Genomic DNA, 24,293 nt, shown 5'->3' on the forward strand with positions numbered 1-24,293 from the left:
CGGGATACAGATATAGCTCGTTTCAGGGCGCTTTTTGCTGTTTATTAACAGTAGAAGCGTCTTTTTTCCATTTCAGAATGGGGGTTGGATTATGCAGGACGGCAAACAACATCTGTATGTATCGGTAACTCATAACTTGATTGAACAAACAAAGAACGAATCTACACCCTTTGAGGTGTTGGTGGATGACGAACAGTTGGGCCGATTAAAAGACCTGATGAAGGTGCTGGAGGATGACGATGCCTACACATTGCAACGGGCTCCCGTACCCTACAAATCGGCAGACCACGATGAGGCAACAGAGCAATTTTCGGATGGCATGACTCTGCTGTACACTTTTCTGTATGACCATGGCACGCCGGATACCCGGCAGGCGATTGAGAGCATGAACGTGCTTCCAAGGCTGCAGGATACGGATTATGATGACCCTGGATACGAGAATTCACCACTGAATAAATGACCTGATGCGAAAAAGCATGCGCAACCGCAGATCACGCGGAAGACGCATGCTTTTTAATATTACGAAGAATAACCGTCCCGTACACTGGACTCAATCCAGACGAATCTCCTGGCCTTTCTCAGCGGATTCGTAGATTCCGCACAGCATGCGTGTGGAAGCCACCCCATCCGCAATTGGACTGATCGGCTCCGTCCCGTTCAGGCAACAATCCACAAAGTGGTCGATCTGGTTCTGAAATGCACTATGAATATGGAGACCCGTATTGTCCGTCTGAGGTTCAATATTCAGGATGGTATTATTTTTCTCCGTGACGATGATTGTCTCCGGCTCCAATTCGAACCCACCACGCTCACCGTATAATTTCACTGAAGATTCATCTCCGCGTGCATGCAGGGTAAAGCTTACATCCACCGCCAGCGAAGCCCCATTTTCAAACCGAATGAGTGCATTCGCCATATCTTCCACGTCATTCACAGCTGCGCTGTAGTCGGCTGCTTTGTAAAAAGAAAGATGTTCGATATGGGCACGATTGCCCAGCTTCCGATACGTATTACCACTGACGGAAACAGGCTTGGGCTTGCCCATCAAATACCAACACTGGTCAATGATATGTACGCCCAAATCAATCAGTGGGCCTCCGCCAGAACGGCTTTTGTCAGCGAACCAACCGCCTGGATTACCGTGACGACGCAGAATGGAAGCTTTGGCATAATACAATTCACCAAACTCTCCGGCATCTATGAATCTGCGCATCATCTGCATATTGTTGTCATACCGCCGCACAAATCCAACGATAAACGTACGTCCGCTCTTCTTCACCGCTTCTTCAATCCGCAGTGCATCTTCCACATTGGTTGCGACCGGTTTCTCCAACAGTACGTGCTTGCCTGCCTCCAGTGCAGCAATGGCGAATTCCGCATGTGTATTATTCCAGGTACAGATACTGACGGCATCGACATGCGGGTCCTCCAGCATCTCCCGATAATCGGTGTACACGGATTGAGCATCATACTTCTGTGCCGCAGCTTTAGCCCGCTCTTCGTTCAGATCACAGATGGCATAGATGACAGCATCCTCATTTTTGGCGTAACACCTCATATGAAGATCCGAGATGGATCCTGTACCGATCATTCCAATGTGCAGCATTTGTTTCGTGCTCATCATCGTCCTCCCTTCCTTTTCCACAACTTCCACAACATCACTATCGTCTAGTCTGCCCGCAGCATGCCTTCGTAAATACCCGGGGTTGAATTTTCGATCTTCACAGCACCCAGCGTCCGGGCATAGAAATCTACAGGTCCCGCTGATCCGATAATGGCATAACCATAACCGTCCGCCTTCATCGCATGCATACAGGCCAGTAACAGGGCTGTGCCTACACCTTTGCCCCGTGCATCCTGGCTCACGCCTGTAGGTCCAAAGAAGTTACGACATGTCGCTTCGTAACAGGCAAATCCGATCATTTTCCCATGCTCAACGGCGATGTAACAGGACACGGGCTGACGTGCAAAAGCGACCTCACATTCATCCACCCAAGCTTGGCTAAAATGTGACCTCACCCAATCCAGTACAAGCTGTTTCTCTGGGGCAATGGCTCTTCTAATCACAATGGAGGATTCCTGCAGCTTTCTCAGTCCACTCTCTTGCTCCGGTAAACGATAGAGCGCTACTAACATATCACTCATCTAATCGGTTCCTCCTCGTACTTGAATGTGAAATAGGACAACGGTTTGGCCACCTACCTGAAATTAACCTGATCCTGCTGCCGATAACCTGCAATACAAGCGATATTTCAAATTCAAACTAACATACCGCTTAGATTCATTGCATGCCAACTGCAACACTGAGACGATCTGTCCCGTCTATTAACTTGAAGCGTGGCTCTAAGGAAGATTTTACCGCGACATTACAAAGATTAGAAGGGATGAATATTGATGAATAACAACATGAAAAAAGTAAGTGCGCTGATGGCCCTATCCATGGCATTGGGTGGTGGAGCCGCTTATGCAGCAACCCTGGACAACACACAACCAGTCCATCAAACATCCATTTCAGCAGATAGTAACACAGCTGGTGCAGTAAACGTATCCGTGAATGGTGCATCCATTTCCGATGGTTACTGGAACAAGGATGGCAAAGTAGCCATGATTCCACTGCGTGATCTTACCGAAGCACTGGGTATTGAACTGAAATGGCATAAAGAAAATAAAACCGCGGAGCTGACGCGAGGTGTTCTCTGGACACAGGTAATCACAGGCAAAGATCAATATTCCGTAAATAAAATGCTGCTCACACTGGGTACAGCACCCGAAATCACAGGCGGCACGTTGTATGTACCGGCTTCTTTTGCAGAAAAGGTACTGCATGGACAAGTGAACACAACAGGAAATCAGGTGACGATCTCTAGTGAAGAGGACGTGAAGACGATCACTGAGCGTGGTGTGATTACCAGAATCTCGAACCAGGATAAATATAAGTCCATCCAGATTGGCGGTGCAGGGTTGGATGGCATCGTGCTCAATCTGAGCGATGAGACGAAATTCATCTCCGTTGAGGGGAAAGAGATTGCACTGACTGATCTGGCCATCGGCATGAACGTGGAAGCTGAGCATTCCATGATCACTACCCGCAGTCTGCCACCACAAACCCCGACCTATAAAGTCACTGTACTGGATGCGGCTACAGCATCTGAGGCACAACCTAAAGAGGTACTGGGTACAGCGGGTACAATTGAAGATGTAAGAAATGCAGAAGGTCTTATCTCACAGATTGAGATCACAGGTTCACGTTTAACCGAGACGGCTCCTGACCATGTCGTGCTGAATATCGCTAAAGATACGCTGCTTGTGAACCACGAAGGTGAGACGGTGAAAGCTGAAGAACTGACTAAAGGAACTAAAGTGATTGGGTACTACAGCCCTATGCTAACACGCAGTCTGCCTCCAATCGGAACGGCATGGAAAGTGGTTGTTGAAACACCAGCAGCACAACTGGAAGCGAAATAAATCGATTAATAAACGAGACTGGTTGAGTTGAGGCATATGTTCTATGTTGCTAACGGCATGCATATCTTGGCTTGGTGTCAGGAGGGCGTCGCATCATAATGTCCAGCAGCTGCGAAGTCAATAAAAATAACCTTATCCGCTTGTCTTCCGACAGGCATGGGTAAGGTTATTTTTTTGGGTTTTTGGGTTTGGGTTTGGGTTTAGGTTTTTGGGTTTTTGGAGCGTATTTTCAAACTCGCTTCAAAGCGAAGCACACCTGAACTTGTCCGGAGCAGGCACTTGCAACGTACGCTGTATACGACATGCGCCTGAAAAAGACATGCTCTGCATAGGAATGTAAGAGCAAGCAGAATTAGCGCTGACAAATCTGAGACGTCTTATTCAAGGAATTGAAGTACCTGTAAAAACCTAAGGAATCTCAGCCACGCTATGTGTGAATAAACAGTTGTTTACAGCGTTTTTGTCAGGCTAATTCGGAAAATAACGTGCCTGATGTTCCTTACATTTTCAGAAGAAGACCTGGGGGCCAAATAAGACGTCCTGAGTTCCTTAGAAAATCTTCACGATAAGCGAGATCGCCAGATCAACCACCTTGGACTTCATCTTCAACAATCGCTTCCACTTCAATCTCAACCATCAACAAGGGATCAATGAGTGCGCTAACTTCAACCATGGTGGCAACAGGCTGAATCTGTCCAAAATATTCACCGTGGGCCTTGCCAACTTCCTCCCACCTGGAGATATCGGTCACAAACATTCGGGTTCTAACGACATGCGACATGTCAGCCCCCAACTCTTTCAGTGCATTCTCAATCGTCTGCAAAACGAACCTCGTCTGTGCATACGGATCACCTGCTCCAACGACTACACCATCTTGCATCGCGGTTGTACCCGCCACTTCGATTCGGTTCCCTACACGGATGGCACGGCAATATCCCACCAACGGTTCCCATGGGGAACCGGTAAATACCTGCTGTCTACTCATTTTTCTCGTCCCTCGCTTTGCTTTGGTTGTATGTATCTCATCTGATTAAACATGAATTATATCAGTCCGCCATCATCTCAGACAATAGAATAGATTTTAATTCTATTATAGTGCAACTTCAGTACGTGGTGCCCTGCTTCATGACAAGGTGGTCAGCCAGCATCATTTTTTACACAGAAAAAAATCCCCTGAATGACTGCTCATGGTTTAGATCAAGAGCAGTCATTCAGGGGATTTCAGGAAAATTAGCGTTTAATAAGGACAAAGCAATCCAGATTACAACTTGATATTCGCCTCATCGAAGTATTCTTCCAGGGTTAACCCACTTTTCGCCACATCTGGTGCCAAATCGGTACCGATGTACCGGATATGCCAAGGCTCATAGACGTAACCGGTTATATCTTCTTCACCTTGCAAATAACGGATGACGTATCCATATTCTGCAGCGTGTTCAGCGAGCCACTGGCCTTCCTTCGATGTGCCGAATACCTCTTCCAGCACATTGCCCACACTCGGACTGGATACATCAATGGCAAGACCCGTCTGATGCTCGCTTCGGCCTGGAACAGAGCTTACACGATCCGTGTATTCCTGACCTTTGGTTTTGACATTGTTGTTGTAGATGGACACTTGACGTTGATATGAACGATAACCAGACACCGCACGAAGCTCAATGCCATCCGCTTTTGCACCTGCAAACAACTTCTCCAGTGCCTCCGCCGCTTCCTTGCGCATATGCCGCTTCTCGTGAGGTTCGTCGAAGGAGAACGGTACATTGGGTTCCACCAGATCGTCCGGCTCGTACCCTTCAGGCAGACTGCGTTGTTTGTTCACAATGACCGTCATAGACGTGGCATTGGTCACCACAGCTTCTGCGTCAATTGTTGTTTGCAGTGCGCTGATGCTACGTTTCTCCATCAATGGATCTTCCGCTGTCGCGCCGTTACCATCGTCTGAAGAACCCTGCTCTTCGCCAGTCGATGCATTCCCGGACTCGCCATCCGTGCCTTCACCGCTGTTGCCAGCAGATGATGTATCATCCCCGCCAGCGTTGTCACCATCAGATCCCTTATCCTCCGTAAAATGAACGGTTGTGCCGTCAGACTCCTGTTGTGTGTTACCTGTTCCATTCGGATTCTGGCTCTCCTCTGTGCCTGAACCGTTCTGGCACGCCGCAAGCAATGCTCCGCATATCATCAATGAGGACAGCATAACCACCATGCGGCGCTGTCTTCCTGTATGTGATTTCATGTAAAAACTCCTATCGCAATAATATAAATGTTGTCTAGTTGTCTGCGTGCAGTGTTCCCTGCGAAAGTATACCTTAATTGACAGCGAAGCTCCACCGGTAAAGACCTCCTTTAGAAGAGATCTTCATGAACATATACGGGTTGTACAGCCTGTATGATCGTTTTTTGGACTTTTAGAGAAACATTCCCGCGGAAATGAAATGAATTGAATCATGCAACATGCTGCAATACAAACAAGCAGAGGTGATCTGAGATCTCCCCCGCTCTGATGGGTGTATCATTTGGTTGCCGGGCTGTCCGTCTTCTTCTGGACAGCCTGCCACATCCGCGCCGCTACACGCTCGCGGATCAAATCCAGCCCTGCGGTGGCCGGCAAGCCTTGCAGCAGCGCCGTTAGCTCCGGCAAGGCCGGCGGCTTGCCCGGCTGCGCGAGGCGCACTTCAACGGCGCCAAAACCTGGCCCTGGCTGGTGCATGGCGCCGTCCGCGGCAGCCTCGGCGATCCACTCGCCGACGGCCGCGCCGCCTTCGCCGCCCCGCACTTGCGGGCGGCCAGCCGTTTCCGCTGCGCGGCCGGTGGCGCCGGGATCATGGGCGAGTTCCTCCGCCCATGCCCCAGCACGCCGGCGAGCAGCGCTTCGCGCGGCAAGCCGGCGTGCGCCAGCTGCAGCAGCGGCTCGGCCGCGAGGCACGCGGCTACGGCGCGCTCAGCGGCCGCGGCATGCGCGCAGCTCGGGCGGCCGCAGGTGCACGCCACGGACGCGCTGGCCGTGGCTTCGCCTGGCGAGCCCTCGGGCGCTTGCGCAGCCGGCAGCAGCCCGGCAAGCTCCTCGGGCGCCGGGCCGCCGCGCAGCAGGGCGTACAGCGTCAGCGGGCGCTTGCGCAGCTGAACCAGCACAGCCTCGCGCTCGGCTTCGCTCAGTCGCGCAGGCGTTCCCGTGACCGTGAACACGCCGGCAACGGCTGTTCCAATCTTCCCTGCCTCAGCGGAACCGTGCGCTTCCTGCCCCGCCGCATCCGCTGCTGTATCTACTTCTGCTGTCCATCCACCGGGGGACATATGCAGCTCGATCTTCCATTTTTCGCTCACAACAATCCCCCTTTCTCAACATCTATATTCCCCTGAATGATTAAGGTCACAGCCACGTCTCGCCCTGAAGAGATATCAGGCCACGCAGCTCATCATCCGACATCTCGGTCAGCCAATTCTCACCTGAACCAACGACCTGTTCGGAAAGTGCCTTCTTGCTCTCTATCAGCTCATCAATCCGTTCTTCCAGTGTTCCCTGACAGATCAGCTTATGCACTTGCACGTTGCGATTCTGCCCGATTCGGAATACACGGTCCGTCGCCTGATTTTCAACCGCAGGATTCCACCACCGGTCATAGTGAACGACATGACTCGCCCGTGTCAGATTCAGACCTACACCTCCGGCACGAAGAGACAGGACAAACATGGACGGACCCTCTCCTTTTTGGAAAGTCTCCACCATCTCATCCCTTTGCGCCTTCGACACCCCACCATGCAGGAAATACGGTTCTTCCTCATATCGCTGTTTCAACCTCGACACCAACAGATCTCCCATAGCAACATACTGAGTGAATATCAGGGCCGATTCCCCGTTATCACGGATGGCGTCCAGCAGTTCAAGCAATCGTTCCATCTTACCGGATGCCTCTGCCTTGCCATGATCTTTCCGATTGCTGTCCGCCAGCACCGGATGATCACAGATCTGCTTGAGCTTGGTCAGGGAGGACAGTACAATCCCCTTCCGTGCAATGCCATTTCTGCCGTCCAGACCACCCATCAAATCATCCACCACACGCTGGTACAGCACTGTCTGCTCCGGCGTCAGAGAACAGTAGGATTTCAGTTCAAGCTTCTCTGGCAAATCCTTGCGAATATCCGGATCACTTTTCAGCCTGCGCAGCATGAATGGAGATACCAGTCGATGGAGTTCACGCAAGGAAGCTGCATTTTCTTCGGATGGCCCCAGTCCCGTATACCGCTGGCGGAACGATGAAGCTGTGCCCAGATATCCCGGATTGAGAAACTGGAAAATCGACCAAAGTTCGCTCAATCGGTTCTCTACAGGCGTTCCCGTCATCGCAATACGATGAAGTGTAGACAGGCGCATCACGCTTTGCGCTTGTTTGGTACGGTAGTTCTTAATATATTGTGCCTCATCCAGCACAATGGTGGACCAGTGCAATGAAGCCAGATCCGGGCCATCTCTGCCTGCCAGATGATAGGTCGTCAGTACAATGTCATGCGTCTGTGCTTCAGCCTGAAACTCATTCCCGTGCAACCGTTGTCCGCCATGATGAATATATAGCGACAGATCCGGGGCAAACCGCTTCAGTTCACGCTGCCAGTTTCCAAGCAACGAGGTAGGACACACAATAAGTGCAGGCAAATGATCAGGCTGCTCATTCGCAAGCTGATCCGCCGGGAAAGAATCATCGGATCCATCCAGCATTTCATACTCACGTGCTTCCTCTGCAGCCGCCTGGCGTTCTTCGTGTTTGCGATCCAGCAGACAGGTAATGACCTGAATGGTCTTCCCAAGTCCCATATCATCCGCAAGACATACGCCAAAGCCCAGATCACGCATCGCGGATAACCATTGGAAACCTCGTTCCTGGTAAGGTCTTAGTTCACCATGCAACTCTGCCGGAACCTGACGAGGTTCAATGCTGCGAAGCACCTGCCCATCGAGCAGAAAAGCAAGCATCCCATCGGATTCGGCGCCAAAGACAGAAAGACCCTTCCACGCGGAATCCTCCCCTTCATCCGCAGCCAGATGCAGCCATTCGGAGAGAGGCATATATTGTTCTTCTTCTTTTTTCATATAACGCAGGACTTGGCGAATCTCTTTTGTATCCACTTCAATCCACTCACCGCGGAACATGACGTAGGGAACTGTGGATTCAGCCAAAGCTGCCAGCTCCTCTGCGGTTACGGGCTTGCCATCCAGCATGGGCTCTGCTTTGAATGCAACCAATTGTTCCATGCCCAGTGCCGATGTGGCTCCAGGCAACCGCTCTGTTCCCCGATTCAACATCTGCAAACGAAGTCCTGCACGGCGTTTTCCGGCACGACTCCACTTTGAAGGCATGAGAACGGTTATGCCAGCCTTCTGCAAACGCGGAACCGCATGCGTTAGAAATTCAAAGAAACCCTGCTGTTCCAGCTTAATTCCCTCCGGACGAGCAGTAAGCAGCGCCGTCTCCAGTTCAGGTGCCAATTCTGCTGCTTGACCGAGCGCCATCAATAACTGCTCTGCCGCCGAGGTATATAACACTTTCCCCCGGTCCAGATCTCGCTCCGGATGGGCCCAGATGGTCCGCGCAGGCAGCCTCAGGCTTGGTTCCTGCTCACTGTCCACCCAAAAGCTGACTCCCCATATGGTTTCATGTTCGCCAAGTGGAGGCTCCAGACGGAGCGCCAGCTTCAATTGGCCTTCAGCAGGCGCCATCTCTTCTGCGCCGACGATCGGCATCGACGTTCCACCAACTTCTTGCAGCGTATGAATAAATGCTGTCATATCATCCGTTGGCCCTTGCACCGTCACTGGACGGAACATCGAGATCAGACTGTTCCACCAAAGTTCGGCTACTGACGAAGAGCCGCGTCGATATGGCGTGCGGTAACGGGACAGTTCACTGTCCATGCCCTCCAGTTCACTTGTTACTACAGCATGAATCATGCCACTCATGAATGAAAATAATACCGCAGCTCCTGCTTCTTCACGCGTTTCCGGTTCCAATGAAGCATAAGCTCCAGGAGCAGAAAGCCCAATTGGAGGCATCGCTTCAGCCAGATCACGGAAGCGTTCAATATCATCCTCTGACTGCAAGCGCGGCCGCCATACACCTGTCAATGTCTCTTGCCCGGTCCGTCGCCGTGCTCCGGTCTTTGCTGCGAATTCAGCTGATGGAGCAATGGCTCCCCGCAACAGTAGCTCCTGTGTGAACTGCGCCGCTTTGATCCAGTAACGCATCTCTTCTCCAACCTGAATTCCGGCTGCATTAAACAAACGGTCATCCCATTGCAGCAGCAATCTAAAAGCATCCTTAGGCGAGACGGCTAACCCTTCCAATGTGCGCCCCAACAGTTGACGCCGCTTCGTGTTCTTGGCTTCAGCCGTGTTCCTCAGCGGATTCGGCCAGCGCAGCTCCGCGAGACGCAGAGCGGCAGGCTGAAACAGACGACCCCCGTCGCCAAAATTCAACCGTCTTACCACGTGGCTCCATGCATCCACACGCGGTTCCGATGTTTCACCGGAAAAACAAAAAAATACGTCACCAAGCCATACTCCATACAGCGATTGCATCATTAAAGTCTCCCGTCATCCCTTCGCATTGTTACTCTCCATCATATACGAAAATGACCGGATTTAAAAACCTTTGCCCACAAAAAGTGGTTATTTCAATCGTTATCGGCATAAAAAAATGTCCCTTCTCCCGAAAAGCGGATGAGGAACATTTGGGTCAATCCAAGGATAATACTGAGTATTGAAAGAATTACGGATCATTATCTTACGATGATCTGATCAAGCTGCCCAGCAATACATCCAGGTTCAAAATGCCTGCACGATGATCTGCACAGAACCCGATTTTGTCAAAAACGCCAAGCATGAAACGGCGGTGCTCCTCAGCAGGTTCTTCGAAACGATCGTAACTTACAACAGAATCAACCATATCGACGATCAGAGGTACGAATCCTCCTTTGTAAGGCACCACAATAATACGTGTAGAAGAGGTATCCTCCTGGTCCGGCATGCCTAACAATACACGAAGACTCACTACTGAAACGACCTTACCGTACAGCGAAGCAAAACCTCTGATCTCCGGACTTCCAAACGGGACCGTAGTCACCTGCACCATTCTGATGATCTCATGAACTTCATCAATACGTAGGGCAAAGATCTGGTCTCCTACCGAAAAATTAATATATTGCATTCCCTCATCCATAGTTATCCCCATACCCTCTCATTCCGTATAATCAGACTACTTTCGTCTCATTAGATGTTACTTTGGTGTATCGGTTATTTTTGATCAAATGTTTAGGCTTCAGATCAATTTTGCCAACTTCAACAGGCGTTGGTTACAGTTTTGATGAGAGGGTGGAAATCCGTCGTTTCAAAATTGAGCGTAAGTAACCTGACATTCGATTTATTATTTTATATTCAAAAAAACCAAAGAGTCGGCATTAAGCTGATCTTTGGCCTTTTTTATCCCCATATATTATGGATCTGTTTCTATGTTTTCAAATACTTGGAACAAAAACACGATATTCCTGTGGATAACTTGTTTTTTCACTTCAAAACGACTGTTTTATCGAATGAAAACAGGAGTTATACCTGTTTTGTGGATAAGTTGTGCACATATTGCACACATGTTGTGGATATGTTTAGCGTTTCATGTGGATATTCATTATTTTAATGTGGACATGTTGTGTATTTGTTTGTAAATCTGACGTAAAATCTGAATTTCCACTCCAGTTTATCCATTACTGTGGACACGTTGTGGACATGCTCAAATCCCTTCAGTACAGATACGCAGTTATTCAGTTATTCCACCAATTCACCCTGCCGCATGATCAGCTTGTCATCGATGTACACGTCAGGCTTTTGCACAACAGCATCAATATGTACACCCGCCGCAATCGTTCCACCGAATGTGTTATTGCTTCCAAAGGCGACATGGATCGTGCCATACACCTTCTCATCTTCCAGCACTACACCCGTGATTCGTGCCTTGTTATTGGTACCAATGCCGAATTCGCCGAGAAAGCGACCATCGCCATCTCCAAGGGTGTCCAGTAATTGAGCCCCGTCTGGTCCTTCAGCTGACACCAATCGCCCTTCCTTGACGGTTAATAACATCGGTTCGCGGAGTGCCCCAATTCCAGCAACGGAACCATCTACAACAATACTACCCTCGCCCTTGCCCTCAACGGGAGCAATATAAGCTTCTCCTGAAGGCAAGTTACCCGATTCACCGGGGTTCAAATACATGCCTGTACTTGGTACACCGTTACGATTCTCTATAGAAAAGGAAAGACTATGACCCTGCTTCTCTATTCGCACATGGCGACCTGCGGTTAACAGAGCCGTCACCTTCTCGGTCAACGCCTTCACTTGCGAATACTCAGCTGTAATGGCTCCATTCATGAACATATCCTCTGTCATGCCGGGCATCGTTGCCACTCGGGTCCCTGAAGCAGCGGCTTGTTTGCGTGCCTGGGTATGCGTTAATGAATATCGAGTTACACACACCGCTACATCTGCCCGAATCATGGCCTCTGCAATCGGTGCAGGCGGCTCTTCTCCTGATCTGCTGCGTTCCTCCATAATTAGCAGGACAGACTCCGCGCCAAGTGCTTTTCCTGCCTCATAGATGGATTCGGCCAAATCCCGTTTCATATCGTCTGCGACAACCACCAGATTTTCTCCACTGCGTAATCCCAGACACTCCGTTAGCACCTTTTTACTGATTTCTACACGTTGCTTGCTCATATATTCATCTCTCCTGTCTAGGTTTCAGCTCTTCACAACTCGACTTGACCCCTTTCGACAATCGACCAGGGATTCCTGCATGGCCAAATCTGAACTCACTTCAAGGTATCGGCCCATTCGGCGAGGATTGCAGCTGTCTCCTTATACTGAAATGTCGGAAAGTAATGTCCGTAGGGCACATCTATGCGTTTGACCTGTGAGTTCATATCCTGTGGATAGTGATATTCCCGATCTTCCTTGCCCCATAGGACTAAAGTATGGTTGGTGTGATCATCAGCCCACTCTTTCATCCAGGAAAATGAACTGACTCTTCCCCGCTTGCCGGAGTGGATCCACCGCAACAAATCTGCATTTGCCCCCCCAATTCGAGGGGATTGGAGACTGGAGCGTATCCTTTTGGCCATCATATGGTCCATACCCTTTTTGTCTTCCCCACTGATATATACACTGAACATTCGCTCCCAACTCTTCTCCGATCGAAGACGAAGCAAAGACCGCATCACACCTCTTGGCAAACGGGAAACCCATCTTAGCACATTCGGATTCGAATTGTTGGCAACTGGCTGAAGCAATCCCAGTCGAATGTCTGTCCGCCCACTACGCAACTGTGCGGCAGCCACGATAGCTGCGCCTATCGAATGACCCACCAGCTTCACAGGACCCTCGAACTCATCAAGCGCCTTGAGTAGTGTACCCACCTGACCTTCAAACGCTTCATCTCCCTGATGTACAGGGGATCGTCCGAATCCTGCCAGATCCATTAACCAAACCGGGTTACCTGTCTCTTTCCAAAGCTGTTCTCCCAAAGGCAACATCTCATCGGCAGATTGAAGCAGACCATGCACAATAATCCACGGCTCTCCTTCACCCTCCCAACCGATCATAGCCATATTCCCACTCCGTGACCGGATATAATCTGCCGGAACATCCTCAGGTAACGGGGTATACCGAAGACGGTAGTCCAGATCTGCTGTAACCAACGGAAGCTGTTCCCTGATGTCCGGCCAGGATTGCCCCATACGTGTGAACAGCGCCTCCGTCTCCTCGACCGGGAATGACCTGTTGGTAATAAAAGCAACCGACTCCGCTGGAACACCAGTGAGGCGAGTGCCCCCTGATTTCATTGCACATTGAATCCAAGGCAGTGGTACAGCTCCTTTGGGTTTGGGTACATCCAATTCATGTGCCAGAAGATGCAGCAGTTCCTTCATATTGGGACTGTCTTCCTTGCGTGCCAATAGTGGATAGGTTCCACCTGCCGGGTCTGCTTCCTTGGATAGAAAAACAAGCGTTCGTGCAACAATATCATTCTCCACCAGGGGTAACCAATAGGATGAACCTCCCGGCACTACGGGCATAAGTCGCTTTTGAATCGCCTGAATGAGCAGCCCAATCCCACCCGTTTGCTCCGTTTCCCCAGTCGGGCGCGGTCCAACCACAGTACTCGGATTCACAACGGATAAGGGATAGTTATGCTCTTCCGCATGTTCACGAATAAGAAGATCGGCATGAAATTTCATCTCTTCATATGCACTTTCCTGATCACCCACATGGTCGACCTGAAGATAACCTCCCTGTTCGTTCCGCTGTCCATAGGGACTCATGAAACCAACCACGTGGATAAAGTGTCTCAGTCCTCGGGTACCGTGAATTTCTTGTGCAAGCTGGGCCACTTCTCTCGCCCCGTTCATGAATATCTGCTCAGCTACCTTTCGTTCCAGGGTAACGTCCATCGTTCCCCCGGCATGAATGATTACATTCGCTTTAACAACACGTTCCCGGTCCACTGTGGTAAGTCCAAGACCCGAGATGGATAAATCACCAGTAATAAAGGTGATTCTGGTGAAATCCTTCACTCCATAAGCCTTCAACACCGTTCTGGCACGCTGTTCTGATCGAACCAGCAAGAGCAATTGTGCGTCTCCCTGCGCGAGTTGTTTGACCGTTTCTTTGCCGATAAAACCGGTGCTGCCTGTCATGAAAATAATTGTTGGTTCCATATCAGACGTGCTCAATACCTGATGAATTTTTGTTGAATTTGAAGCTAAGTTATCTTTAGTGGATACTTGGATCTTATGTACGTCCATTCCGTTATCGCTCCTTTTAGTACTATATAGTACTAGTTTTATTCAAAAAAAAGCTTCGTTTACCGAAGCATCTGACAAAACGTACGTGCTGATTGTTCAATAATGCCTACATCACGCGCAGTTCCCGCAAGGATTAGTGAACCTTCCAATGCTGCAATAAACAACAACGCAGCCGGTCCCGGCTCGATTTCTTTGCGAAATTCACCACGATCCAAACCTTGCTGAAACAGCTTCTCCACCATAGGTCTAAGCTCACGAAAGAATCTGGATATGCTCTCCTTCACTTGGGGTGCACTGTCAGGTGTCTGCATATATAACGTGACAAAAGGACAGCTCCCTTCGTAATTCCGGCCCTCAATACCTGCCGACAGCATTGCCATAAATGAGTATATGCGCTCCTCCACTCCTCGCTCACGCTGACTGAGCAGCAGATACAGCTCCGACTCATACTGGGCAATCCAGTATTGTACCACGGCCTGAAGCAATTCCTCCTTGTTTTTAAAGTGATAATAGATATTGGACTTGGATACCCCACTTACTCTTACGACCTCATCCATGCTGACATAGCTGTACCCCTGACGCAGAAACAATTGTGCAGCCACTTCAACTGCCTTGGTCCGGTTCACCGGATTGGAACTCTTGGATTTGGCAGGTCTCGTGTTCATTTTTTGATTTGTCATATTTAGAACTATACAGTACTAATCAATTGAAAACAAGTATTTCTGTTAACAATAGAACCGCTTCCGCACAAACTCATCCATACTTGTCCACATGTAGCGTGTTATACACAGAGGATATCCACATATGGTATTAACTCTGTGTTAAATCCATCATGAGATCGTTAACTGCTTTTGGGTTATCCACACCTCCTCCGGTTGAACCACCAAAAAAGGCCAACCAGAACGTATCTGGCTGACCTTTCGTACAATTCATTTCCCAACCTTTAACAACTGTTACCTGCTTCAAATCGAAGGTTTACTGTCTCCGGCAATCATCGGATCGGTGCCTTGAAGTGGCAATCTGTTCTCCAGCCTTATGGCGACAAACAGGATGATCGTCACTGTAACACCGATTGTTCCTAACAGTACGCCTGTGTTCTCCTGCCCCATAAGGGACAGCGGTAGTGCCAGTACCAGCGGGACAACCGATCTTGTAAATTGAGTGGCAAACGTTGATCTTCCCGACCACTTCATGGTCTCTTCGCGGCTGCGCAAGTTATCAAACATGACTGATCTTTGCATAATACGAGTCCGATTAAACACAAACCCAAGCATAAATCCACAGATTAACGACACCGTAAACACCTGTACCGTGCCAATGATGATATCAATAACACCGATCAGTATAAATAGATACATTGGAATTCGGTGCTCCCACTTACGAATCAGCGTTGCAAGAAAGGCACCAAGGCCCATCGCTGCTCCGATAGCCCCGTAACGGGATGAATCCCAATTGTAGATATCATGGAACAAAATCGGTACGATAAAATTGATTGCTCCCAATTGCACAGTTAATACAACCACCGCCAATATGGTCATGTTCAGTACTTTTTTTCGCACAGCGTCGGAGTAGGTAATCTGCGGAGCCTCCGTTTTTTCTTTCTGTACGTTCTGCTCAGCCTGACCGGATCGGGACAGAATTGGAATGAGCCATGGAGCCATCATCCCCACAGCCAGCGTCACCATCAGTACCGTTGAGATCATCGGCAACCCGCCTATACTGAGTAAAACTCCAGTTACCGCACTTCCTCCAAATGCACCAATTTGAATTGCCGTCTGCAAGTCATGCGAGGCCTTGTGTGATTTGATTTTCCCATCCAACACCATCTGGGACATGTAGATTTCCAGGCTCTGATTGGTCAAAAACAGAATTACGGAGAATACGCCACCAATCAGATATAAGCCATACACATTGGTATTGCCGGCAAATTGAATTAAGAACACAAGCAGAAACACAATGCCCAGGATGCGCGCTAAGCTAAAAATCAGCAAGGGTCGTTCTTTAAGTGCAGTTTTGAGGAAAAAGCTATACTTCTGCAATAAAATAGGTACCAAACTCATGATCGTAATAATAATACTCAGATGAGTAATCGACCCACCCTGCTCCAGTACCGACCAGATGAGGGTAATATTTAGAATGGTATCTCCACATAAGGTAATGGACAGGAAGAGGATGAATAAAATAGTCTGTATCATTGAAGCTGTCTCACCTCAGCAACTTGCAAATCCAGCTTTTGTTCCAGCAATCTTGCGGCTTGTTTTACCGATTCGATGTCCTCAGGACCCTTATATTTGGTACGCACAGACAGCAGACCTGTAATATCGAATCCTTTCGGAGCAGAATGGACCACTCTACCTTTGGCAGCAACCGGATAATACGCCCGGTAACTCACATCGTCTGCTGCCTCACCGCTGGCATTATTCAACACCTTGCCATCACGGTACACAAACTTGATACAGGTTGCGCACTTGGGAGCCGTTCTTTTCGCAAAATGGGCAGCCAACTTCTCCTCCCCCTGAAGACCATAAGCGTTGGCGGTCACCAGATCAGTGCCGTACACATCACGAATATTGCGATAGACATGCCCACCACTGATACGGCAGCTGAACTCCACCACTTTATACTCATCATTGGCGTTCTGCCTGGCTTCAACGTTAAACAGCCCATTTATAAGTTTCAGACCTGTGCATATTTGCTGAGCCATCTCGCAAAGTTCTTGTTCCACATTGGATTCTCCCTGAAAAGGTAGCGTATATTCGTCCTCTTCAAAGTAAGGACCTGGCATTCTGAGCTTGTTATGGACTCCGCCCAGATAAAACCGTCCATTCACAACTACGCCATCCAGCGTAATCTCTTCCCCGGGCAGGAACTCTTCAATCAGCGCTATTGCAGGACATTCCTCGTCAAAATATAGCCCCGATTGCGAAATGGCAAGTTGCGAGATACTATCGAAAGCCTCCTTCAATTCGGCATACGAATGAACGAGCGCAACATGGCTGCTGGATGCGGCCAGTGTGGGTTTAATAATAACCGGATAGCCTACACTTGCCGCCGCTGAAACAGCCTCATCCAACGTATTTACAGCATAAAATTTAGGACAGGCCACGTCCTCCTGCTTCAGGAACTGACGCTGTCTGGACTTGTCTCTGGCAATTTCGGCTGCTTGGACAGGAATATCCTGTCTTCCCAATCCTTCATTCAATCTCGCATTCATTACAATATCCGTTTCCTGCCAGGTAATGAAAAAAGGAACGCCTAATTGTCTAGCCTGCAAGATCATTTCTTCCACATTCTCGTACTTGGGAATATGCTGAACAGACCGAAAGCGCGGATCTTGTTCATATCCAGAAACAGAGGTCCATAAATGGACCTCTTCGAAAATTCTCCCCAGAGCTTCAATATGATCCCCGTGCAGAGAAAAACCTTTTCTCATAAGCAAACCAACGGAGGAACGAGTCATGCCAGAACCTCTTCTTTCGGCTGCTCCACAAACTCCAAAGCGATAATGTACAACGTTCCATTCTCCCCGGCTTTGGAGGAATGCACCGTATTAGCCGGAAGCAGAATGCGGTCCCCAGGCGTGCAATGCAGTTCTCCTTCTTCAGTGAAGAAGGTAATATCTCCATTTATAATCAAAAGTGTTTCGTCTGTAGGATGGGTATGGGATTTGTGCTCCCTGAATGGTGTATCTCTTTGTACCTCTACCGAACCGGTTACAGGCAGCAATTGCATTACAGCTTCTTCAAGTGTTACGTCAGACCCTTTGATATATTGAACTGAACTCATAGTATTCCTCCTCATATGATGAAATGGGCATTGCGCTGTAGCGGAAACTTCGTTGGTATCTGGAATAAAATATTGCAGCCACTCTCGATTATTCGGATCCCCATAGATCCCTAAATGAGGGAATGGATCAATTGCATCGTATTGCCGAAGCAAGCTTCGCACCAAATCCTTGGATTTATCTCCTTTTGGTGTTCCCAAGCCAATCGAATCAAAGACCCATCGGGGTTGAAAGGTAATCATGTATGTATTGGCACGTCTGCTCCTTCTGACCTCATGTGCTGGTGTGTTACAAACGACAAAAATGGGTTCCCCATGAAAGCAAAATTCCCACAAGGGATCCTTCTCTTCATTCGGTATGAACTCTGGCCATTCTTTCAAGTCAATGGTGTGCAGCCGGGTCAGGATGGACCAAAATGTATGCTGATATTCATCGATGGATAGATCTTTATCAATATTAAAGAACGTGACCATGGAGGTGTAGTTTCCAAAGCTCCTTGCCTGCTCCACGTATTCTCTCAATGCCCTTCCCAGTTCTTCTATGGAATGGTCATTCACATCATCAAAAAAGGAGAAACGTAGCTCATTACGGTTAAGTCCCATGGAACCAAATATGCAGGGAAACCGTGGATTATCACCGGTCATGTCCTTCTCAAAATGCTCAAATTCCTGCTTTCTCCAATCATGACTATCCAGTCTCTTCACATCAGCGTTATCTAGCAACAACCCAAAGCCCTCCTAGAATGGTTTTATTGGTGAACCAGGACAAACTTGTCATGTAGTTCTAGAAGTTGTTTTCTAACGAATTCGATATCTGGACCTTCCACAATGGCATATCCGGATCGGGACATCGTATCTCGACCACCTGAAATGGACTGACCCGATGTATAGTTAATTCGAATATCAATGAGTCCTTCCATCGATTTGAAATCTTCTGCGGATGAGATACTTTCGATCTTGCCTACAGCAGATGGGAAGTTAACCGCACCTGTGTACTTGCCTGTATTAACCAAGGCTGGAGCTTCATATATTCCAAGTTCTGTTTGAATGGCTGCATCAAACAAGTTCACCTGATGGGAATTCAACACCATAGGCGGAATGATGACAATGCCTCCAATGCGTGCTCCAATCTCTCCAAAGCAGATCTCCCCATTCGGCAGAAGGAATACCTCTGCATGGAACACACTGTTACGTATTCCGAGTGTCCGTATGATCTCTTCATTGAACGACAGCATCCGTTCCACATATTCATAATGTGTGTTAGCGGGATAACAGATCGTGCCGGAAGGGCGATCATTCTGGACAATCTCAAGACAATTAAACAAATATTCAGAGACGGAGGAAAATACAAGCTCACCTTCTGAAACGATCGAATCAATATGAAACTCCCTACCCGTAATGAATTCCTCAATGAGCACTGATTCCCGATTCCAGGATTGGCTGATATACTTCTCAAGCTCCTCTTGATTATTGAGCTTGTACGTCATGATCGTCGCCCAGCCGCTAATCGGTTTGATAATGATGGGAAAACCAATGCCTGCGACAATCTTTCTGATCTGTACTGCATTGGACGCAATACGCGTCTGTGACGTGTGGATTCCCGCCTGCCGCAATGTTTCCTTCATGATCCATTTGTTCCGAACCGTCTCAGCCTGATTCTTTTGAATACCAGGTATGCCAAAACGTGATCTGAGATACCCACCGGTCTCCACCACATTTTCGGTCGGGGCAATAACGCGCTCCACATCATATTCATCCAAAATGCGCTCAAAAACCTCTTCCACCTGATCAATCCGAGTAATATCCTCCACTTCGAACACAGCACTGAACAACCCTTCTGGTAAAGAATAAAATTGTTCATATCCCTGCTCTACCAACAAAATGTTGGTTGTATCCGATATGTTGGACAACGCTTCGAGAAACCCCGTTTTGGTGTTCATTCGCTTGTCACACAGAAATACAATATCTCTCATAAAGAACTTCACCTCCAATTCAAAATTCTTAACTATCTGTTATATTTTTCTATAATATGGATATAACATGGAACTGTCAATCTAAAAATTACAAATATTTAAAATTCGGCTATTTGTTGCCACGTTGTGTACTAACAACAGGTTGTAGACATCATACAAATACCTCCACCATCTGTATTAGTCGATCTGTTACTTCATATTTGCACTTTTTAACTGGGAATTTTCACATCAAAAAAGGTGACTCCAATTCATCCGGAGTCACCTTTTTTATGTTTTTTCTTATTCCCACATTTATTAATCGAGTGGATGGGACCTGTTATTTTTTCAGACTATCCCAGTTCTGTTGTAATGCATCAAGCAATCCGGCTTTATCCGATTTGCCTGCAACGTAAGCCTGAATCGTGCTGCCATACTCTTGTGGAACGCCTTCAGGGAAACGGTTGAAGTTCCAGCTGAGGGTTTTATTTTCCTGGCTATACTTCATGATCTCTGTGGCGAGGTCACCCAGATCTTCCTCGGATGCCGTGATGGAACTGAACGCCGGAATGAACTTGAATTCTTTCGTCATGTATTGTTTCCCGATGTCCGAAGTTACGAGCCACTCCAGGAATTCTTTTGCTTCCGGTTTCACTTGGGAATTCTTATTTACCACCCAGTAGTTCGGTACGCCGACAAACAATTTGTCATTGGGTTCATTGTTAATTGGCATTGGCAGGATACCCAGATTCAGATCGGGATCAATTCCATCGATCTGTACTTGAGTCCAGTTCCCTTGCTGCATCATCGCGGCTTCTCCACTTGCAAACAACGTAACTTGCGTATTGTAGTCGGTTGTCAGCGGGTTTTTATTGCTATATTTCAGCGTTAAGTCGAGCAAGTTAATCCAGTCGTTGAACACCTGATTGCCAGGGATTTTCTCCGTGCTTTCATTCAATCCCTGGATGAATTTCACCGGATCTGCCTGATTGGCAAATGCCACGTTTACGTTATGATTGCCCAGCACCCACCACTCCTGATATCCGTTCGAGAACGGGGTAATGCCTGCGGCTTGAAGTTTCTGTGCAGCTTGATCCAACTGTTCCAGTGTCGTTGGAATTTCGGTAATACCCGCTTTTTGGAAGAGGTCTTTGTTATAAATGAAACCATAACCTTCCAGCGCGAGCGGCTGTCCATAGAGCTTGCCGTCTTTGGTCATTGGCTCTTTAGCTACTTCGAGCGCATCTTTGGCCCATGATTCTCCAGACAGATCTTCCAGATATTCAAGCCATGTATCCAGTTCACGATATCCACCTACGTTGAAAATGTCCGGTTGTTCGCCTGCGGCAAACTTGGCTTTCAATGCAGCACCGTAATCACTACCACCACCTACGGTTTGAATGTCCAGTTTAACGCCTGGATGTGAGGATTCGTACTCCGCTTTGAGACGATTAAGCGCTTCCGCAATCTCAACTTTGAATTGGAAGATTTTAATGGTTTTGTCCCCGGCAGCAGCTTCGCTACCACCTTGAGCATCCGTGTTGACCGGACTGCCACTCTTGTCCCCATTGCCACATCCCGCGAGCATTACCGCAAAAGCAACCAGCATAAGCAACGTCAACTTCGTCATTCTTTTCATACATACACTCTCCCTATAGTAGTTTCAGTATAACAGTTCCACTAATGCATATTTACACTGGCACTCCGATGACAGAATAACCTTCCCCTGAAGCGTGTTTTCATTCTAACGAACCGAGCGCACGTTATTCGCACCTATTTGCACAGGCTCACATTCTAACGAATCACAGCGACGTTATTTCGTCGATTTGGTCGAATTTTAAGGCTCTGACGCCGTTTTTCACCTGAATAACGTTCCTGAGATTCGTTAAAGTTTGTATTCCTTGATTATCCACCTATTAAGATGCGGTGGATTCGTTAGCGCTTTGAAAAAGGAGCATACCATCACTCTGTACAAAAAGTTCCTGGCTATACACGCTTCTTTCTTGGTCATTTCTCTTTATTGCTCTCTTCCCCAGAAATCATGCCCAAGCTATGCGGGCATGACTTCCCTTTGCACACCTCCATGCGAGGTGGGAGCAAAGGGATCAAGAATGCGTTGCAGGAGCGGAGCGTTCGCCTTTGAAACTCGGTGGCTTCCTTGCCCTAATACATTCTGGCCACCGAGGAGCAACAGCGACCGAAAGCGCAACTTGAACCCGCCGGCGACCCTGCCCTCGCTCCTTCTCTGTCTTACCAATATGGTCTTTAAATCTTTTCTTTCTTGGTCATCTCTTGAAGGAGCTCTTTTCTTTATTACTCTCTTCCCCAGAAGTCATGCCCAAGCTAAGCGGGCATGACTTCCCTTTGCACACCTCCATGCGAGGTGGGAGCGAAGGGATCAAGAATGCGTTGCAGGAGCGGAGCGTTCGCCTTTGAACCTCGGTGGCTTCCTTGCCCTAATACATTCTGGCCACCGAGGAGCAACAGCGACCGAAAGCGCAACTTGAGCCCGCCGGCGACCCTGCCCTCGCACTCATCCTTTAACTGATCCAGCAGTAATCCCCTGAATGATATACTTCTGCATCAGCAGGAAGAAGATGATAATCGGCATGATGCCCAGCACAAGGGCCGGCAAGGCCAGATCCCATTGCTTCGTATATTGTCCGAAGAGCGCAAAAGTCGCGATCGGGATCGTACGCAGGTTGGAGCTTTGCAGGATCAGGGACGGGAGTAGATAATCATTCCAGATCCAGAGTGTGTTCAGAATGATGACGGTTACATACATCGGTTTCATTAGTGGAAATACGATTCGGAAGAACACCCCGTAGGCAGAACTTCCATCCACCCGAGCCGCTTCCTCAATCTCCAGTGGGACGGATTTCACGAATCCGTGGAACAGGAAGACAGACATCGGTGCCCCGAAACCGAGATAACAGATGATAAGTCCCCCAAGGCTATCGATTAGCCCGAGATTACTGGTTACCGTAACAAGTGGAATCATGATAGACTGGAACGGAATCACCATGGCGGCAATGAACATGCCGAACAAAATCCGGTTGAACCGGGTATCGCTGCGAACCATTCGGTACGCGGCCATGGAACTGATCAGCACTAGCAACAGATTGCTGACTACGGTAACGATGAGCGAGTTCATCAGCGCAGACGGGAAGTTAATTTTCTCCCAGGCGTTCGCATAGTTGCCCCATTGGAATACCTCCGGCCATGCAGCCGAATTAGTGAGCAGGTCACCGAAGGTTTTAACCGAGTTCACAAACAGGAAGTAAAACGGAACCAGGAATAAAAGTCCAATGAGTACCATGATAATCTCGGTTAGAATGGTACTGAAGCGGTAATTTTTCGTCGTCTCCATTAGGCTTCTACCTCCTTGCTCTTCGTCAGACGTACCTGAATCATGGTGATGATGGCAACGATTACGAAGAACACGAGTGCTTTGGCCGTTCCGATGCCATATCTGTTGTTCACAAAGGCTTCATTGTAAATATTGAGTGCAACCGACTCTGTTGATCCGAATGGTCCACCTTTGGTCAGCGACAGATTGAGATCGAACATTTTGAACGACCAGGAGATCGCCAGGAACAGACAGATTGTTACACCTGGCATAATGAGCGGAAGAATGATGCTCCGCAGTACCTGCCAGCGACTTGCGCCATCAATCTCGGCAGCTTCCAGCAGATCAGGGGATACATTCGTCAGAGATGAGATGTAGATAACCATCAGATATCCTGCGGTCTGCCATACAAACACAATCACGATTCCCCAGAAGGCGGTTGGTTCGTCTCCCAGCCAAGGAAGGTTGAAGAAGGACCAGCCTGTTACATCGCCTACTGCTGAAAACCCTTTCACAAATATGAACTGCCAGATAAAGCCGAGCAACAACCCACCGATCACGTTAGGCATGAAAAAGATCGTACGCAGAATGTTTCTCGTCTTGAGCGGTTTGGTCAGGAAATAGGCCAGGAAAAAGCCAATTACATTGGTTAGTACCACACCAACCACGGTGAAGCGCACCGTAAACCAAAACGCCGTTTGGAACTTGGGATCATTCGCAAAAACATGTACGAAGTTATCGAACCCTACCCAATTAATGTTCTCGGATACCCCGTTCCAATCCGTGAAGGAGTACACCATGCCAAGCAGGAAAGGGACCACGATGATGAGAATAAAAAACACGATGGAGGGACCCACGAACACGAGCTGCTGTAACAGCTGTGAAGATTTGCGATGCTTCAT

The 24,293-nt window shown here is 48.5% G+C and carries 19 protein-coding genes; 2 read left to right on the top strand and 17 right to left on the bottom strand.

The window, feature by feature from the left end:
- Positions 1-91: 91 nt before the first annotated feature.
- Entirely contained in the window at positions 92-460 is a 369-nt protein-coding gene (locus ACX9NY_RS20750) for a hypothetical protein (protein ID WP_124117824.1), read from the top strand.
- Positions 461-550: 90 nt separating this feature from the next.
- On the opposite strand, the gene ACX9NY_RS20755 is transcribed toward ACX9NY_RS20750, so the two are convergent.
- Together ACX9NY_RS20755 and ACX9NY_RS20760 are read right to left on the bottom strand one after the other, a co-directional pair.
- Positions 551-1,621, bottom strand: coding sequence for a Gfo/Idh/MocA family protein (locus ACX9NY_RS20755; protein ID WP_339261295.1), 1,071 nt, complete (start codon positions 1,619-1,621; stop codon positions 551-553).
- Between the two features lie 47 nt (positions 1,622-1,668).
- Positions 1,669-2,145: a GNAT family N-acetyltransferase gene (locus ACX9NY_RS20760; RefSeq protein ID WP_339258650.1), complete on the bottom strand. Its 477-nt coding sequence runs from the start codon at positions 2,143-2,145 to the stop codon at positions 1,669-1,671.
- Between the two features lie 249 nt (positions 2,146-2,394).
- Between ACX9NY_RS20760 and ACX9NY_RS20765 the strand changes: the two genes are divergently transcribed.
- Positions 2,395-3,465, top strand: a complete 1,071-nt coding sequence (locus tag ACX9NY_RS20765) for a copper amine oxidase N-terminal domain-containing protein (protein WP_339258649.1) — start codon at positions 2,395-2,397, stop codon at positions 3,463-3,465.
- A 583-nt stretch (positions 3,466-4,048) separates the two neighbouring features.
- Here the strand turns inward: ACX9NY_RS20765 and ACX9NY_RS20770 are convergent.
- The 15 genes from ACX9NY_RS20770 to ACX9NY_RS20840 all read right to left on the bottom strand — a co-directional run bounded on the left by ACX9NY_RS20770 (position 4,049) and on the right by ACX9NY_RS20840 (position 24,293).
- Positions 4,049-4,450: a RidA family protein gene (locus tag ACX9NY_RS20770; protein ID WP_339239350.1), complete on the bottom strand. Its 402-nt coding sequence runs from the start codon at positions 4,448-4,450 to the stop codon at positions 4,049-4,051.
- 276 nt (positions 4,451-4,726) lie between these two features.
- Complete coding sequence (locus ACX9NY_RS20775) at positions 4,727-5,701, bottom strand: M15 family metallopeptidase (protein ID WP_339258647.1); 975 nt, start codon at positions 5,699-5,701, stop codon at positions 4,727-4,729.
- Positions 5,702-6,093: 392 nt separating this feature from the next.
- Positions 6,094-6,789: a hypothetical protein gene (locus ACX9NY_RS20780; RefSeq protein ID WP_472474810.1), complete on the bottom strand. Its 696-nt coding sequence runs from the start codon at positions 6,787-6,789 to the stop codon at positions 6,094-6,096.
- A 46-nt stretch (positions 6,790-6,835) separates the two neighbouring features.
- On the bottom strand, positions 6,836-10,039 hold the full coding sequence (locus tag ACX9NY_RS20785) for a DEAD/DEAH box helicase (protein ID WP_342571740.1): 3,204 nt from the start codon (positions 10,037-10,039) through the stop codon (positions 6,836-6,838).
- A gap of 202 nt (positions 10,040-10,241) precedes the next feature.
- Positions 10,242-10,664, bottom strand: coding sequence for a chemotaxis protein CheW (locus ACX9NY_RS20790; protein ID WP_339239346.1), 423 nt, complete (start codon positions 10,662-10,664; stop codon positions 10,242-10,244).
- Between the two features lie 611 nt (positions 10,665-11,275).
- On the bottom strand, positions 11,276-12,223 hold the full coding sequence (locus tag ACX9NY_RS20795) for an aminopeptidase (RefSeq protein ID WP_342571738.1): 948 nt from the start codon (positions 12,221-12,223) through the stop codon (positions 11,276-11,278).
- A 95-nt stretch (positions 12,224-12,318) separates the two neighbouring features.
- Positions 12,319-14,310, bottom strand: a complete 1,992-nt coding sequence (locus tag ACX9NY_RS20800; RefSeq protein ID WP_472474813.1) for an alpha/beta fold hydrolase — start codon at positions 14,308-14,310, stop codon at positions 12,319-12,321.
- A gap of 59 nt (positions 14,311-14,369) precedes the next feature.
- A complete protein-coding gene (locus ACX9NY_RS20805) occupies positions 14,370-14,936 on the bottom strand; it encodes a TetR/AcrR family transcriptional regulator (RefSeq protein ID WP_062837307.1) in 567 nt (188 codons plus the stop codon).
- 336 nt (positions 14,937-15,272) lie between these two features.
- On the bottom strand, positions 15,273-16,505 hold the full coding sequence (locus ACX9NY_RS20810; RefSeq protein WP_472474815.1) for an MFS transporter: 1,233 nt from the start codon (positions 16,503-16,505) through the stop codon (positions 15,273-15,275).
- Positions 16,502-17,770: an ATP-grasp domain-containing protein gene (locus tag ACX9NY_RS20815; protein WP_472474817.1), complete on the bottom strand. Its 1,269-nt coding sequence runs from the start codon at positions 17,768-17,770 to the stop codon at positions 16,502-16,504. The genes ACX9NY_RS20810 and ACX9NY_RS20815 overlap by 4 nt, the downstream gene beginning before the upstream one ends.
- Entirely contained in the window at positions 17,767-18,819 is a 1,053-nt protein-coding gene (locus tag ACX9NY_RS20820; protein ID WP_472474819.1) for a YqcI/YcgG family protein, read from the bottom strand. The genes ACX9NY_RS20815 and ACX9NY_RS20820 overlap by 4 nt, the downstream gene beginning before the upstream one ends.
- Before the next feature lie 23 nt (positions 18,820-18,842).
- Complete coding sequence (locus ACX9NY_RS20825; protein WP_472474821.1) at positions 18,843-20,066, bottom strand: ATP-grasp domain-containing protein; 1,224 nt, start codon at positions 20,064-20,066, stop codon at positions 18,843-18,845.
- Positions 20,067-20,382: 316 nt separating this feature from the next.
- Positions 20,383-21,681, bottom strand: a complete 1,299-nt coding sequence (locus ACX9NY_RS20830) for an ABC transporter substrate-binding protein (protein WP_472474823.1) — start codon at positions 21,679-21,681, stop codon at positions 20,383-20,385.
- Between the two features lie 894 nt (positions 21,682-22,575).
- Positions 22,576-23,412, bottom strand: coding sequence for a carbohydrate ABC transporter permease (locus ACX9NY_RS20835; RefSeq protein WP_253429649.1), 837 nt, complete (start codon positions 23,410-23,412; stop codon positions 22,576-22,578).
- Positions 23,412-24,293: a carbohydrate ABC transporter permease gene (locus ACX9NY_RS20840; RefSeq protein ID WP_036607341.1), complete on the bottom strand. Its 882-nt coding sequence runs from the start codon at positions 24,291-24,293 to the stop codon at positions 23,412-23,414. Before ACX9NY_RS20840 ends, ACX9NY_RS20835 begins: the two co-directional genes overlap by 1 nt.

Source organism: Paenibacillus sp. CB74 (assembly GCF_055687625.1).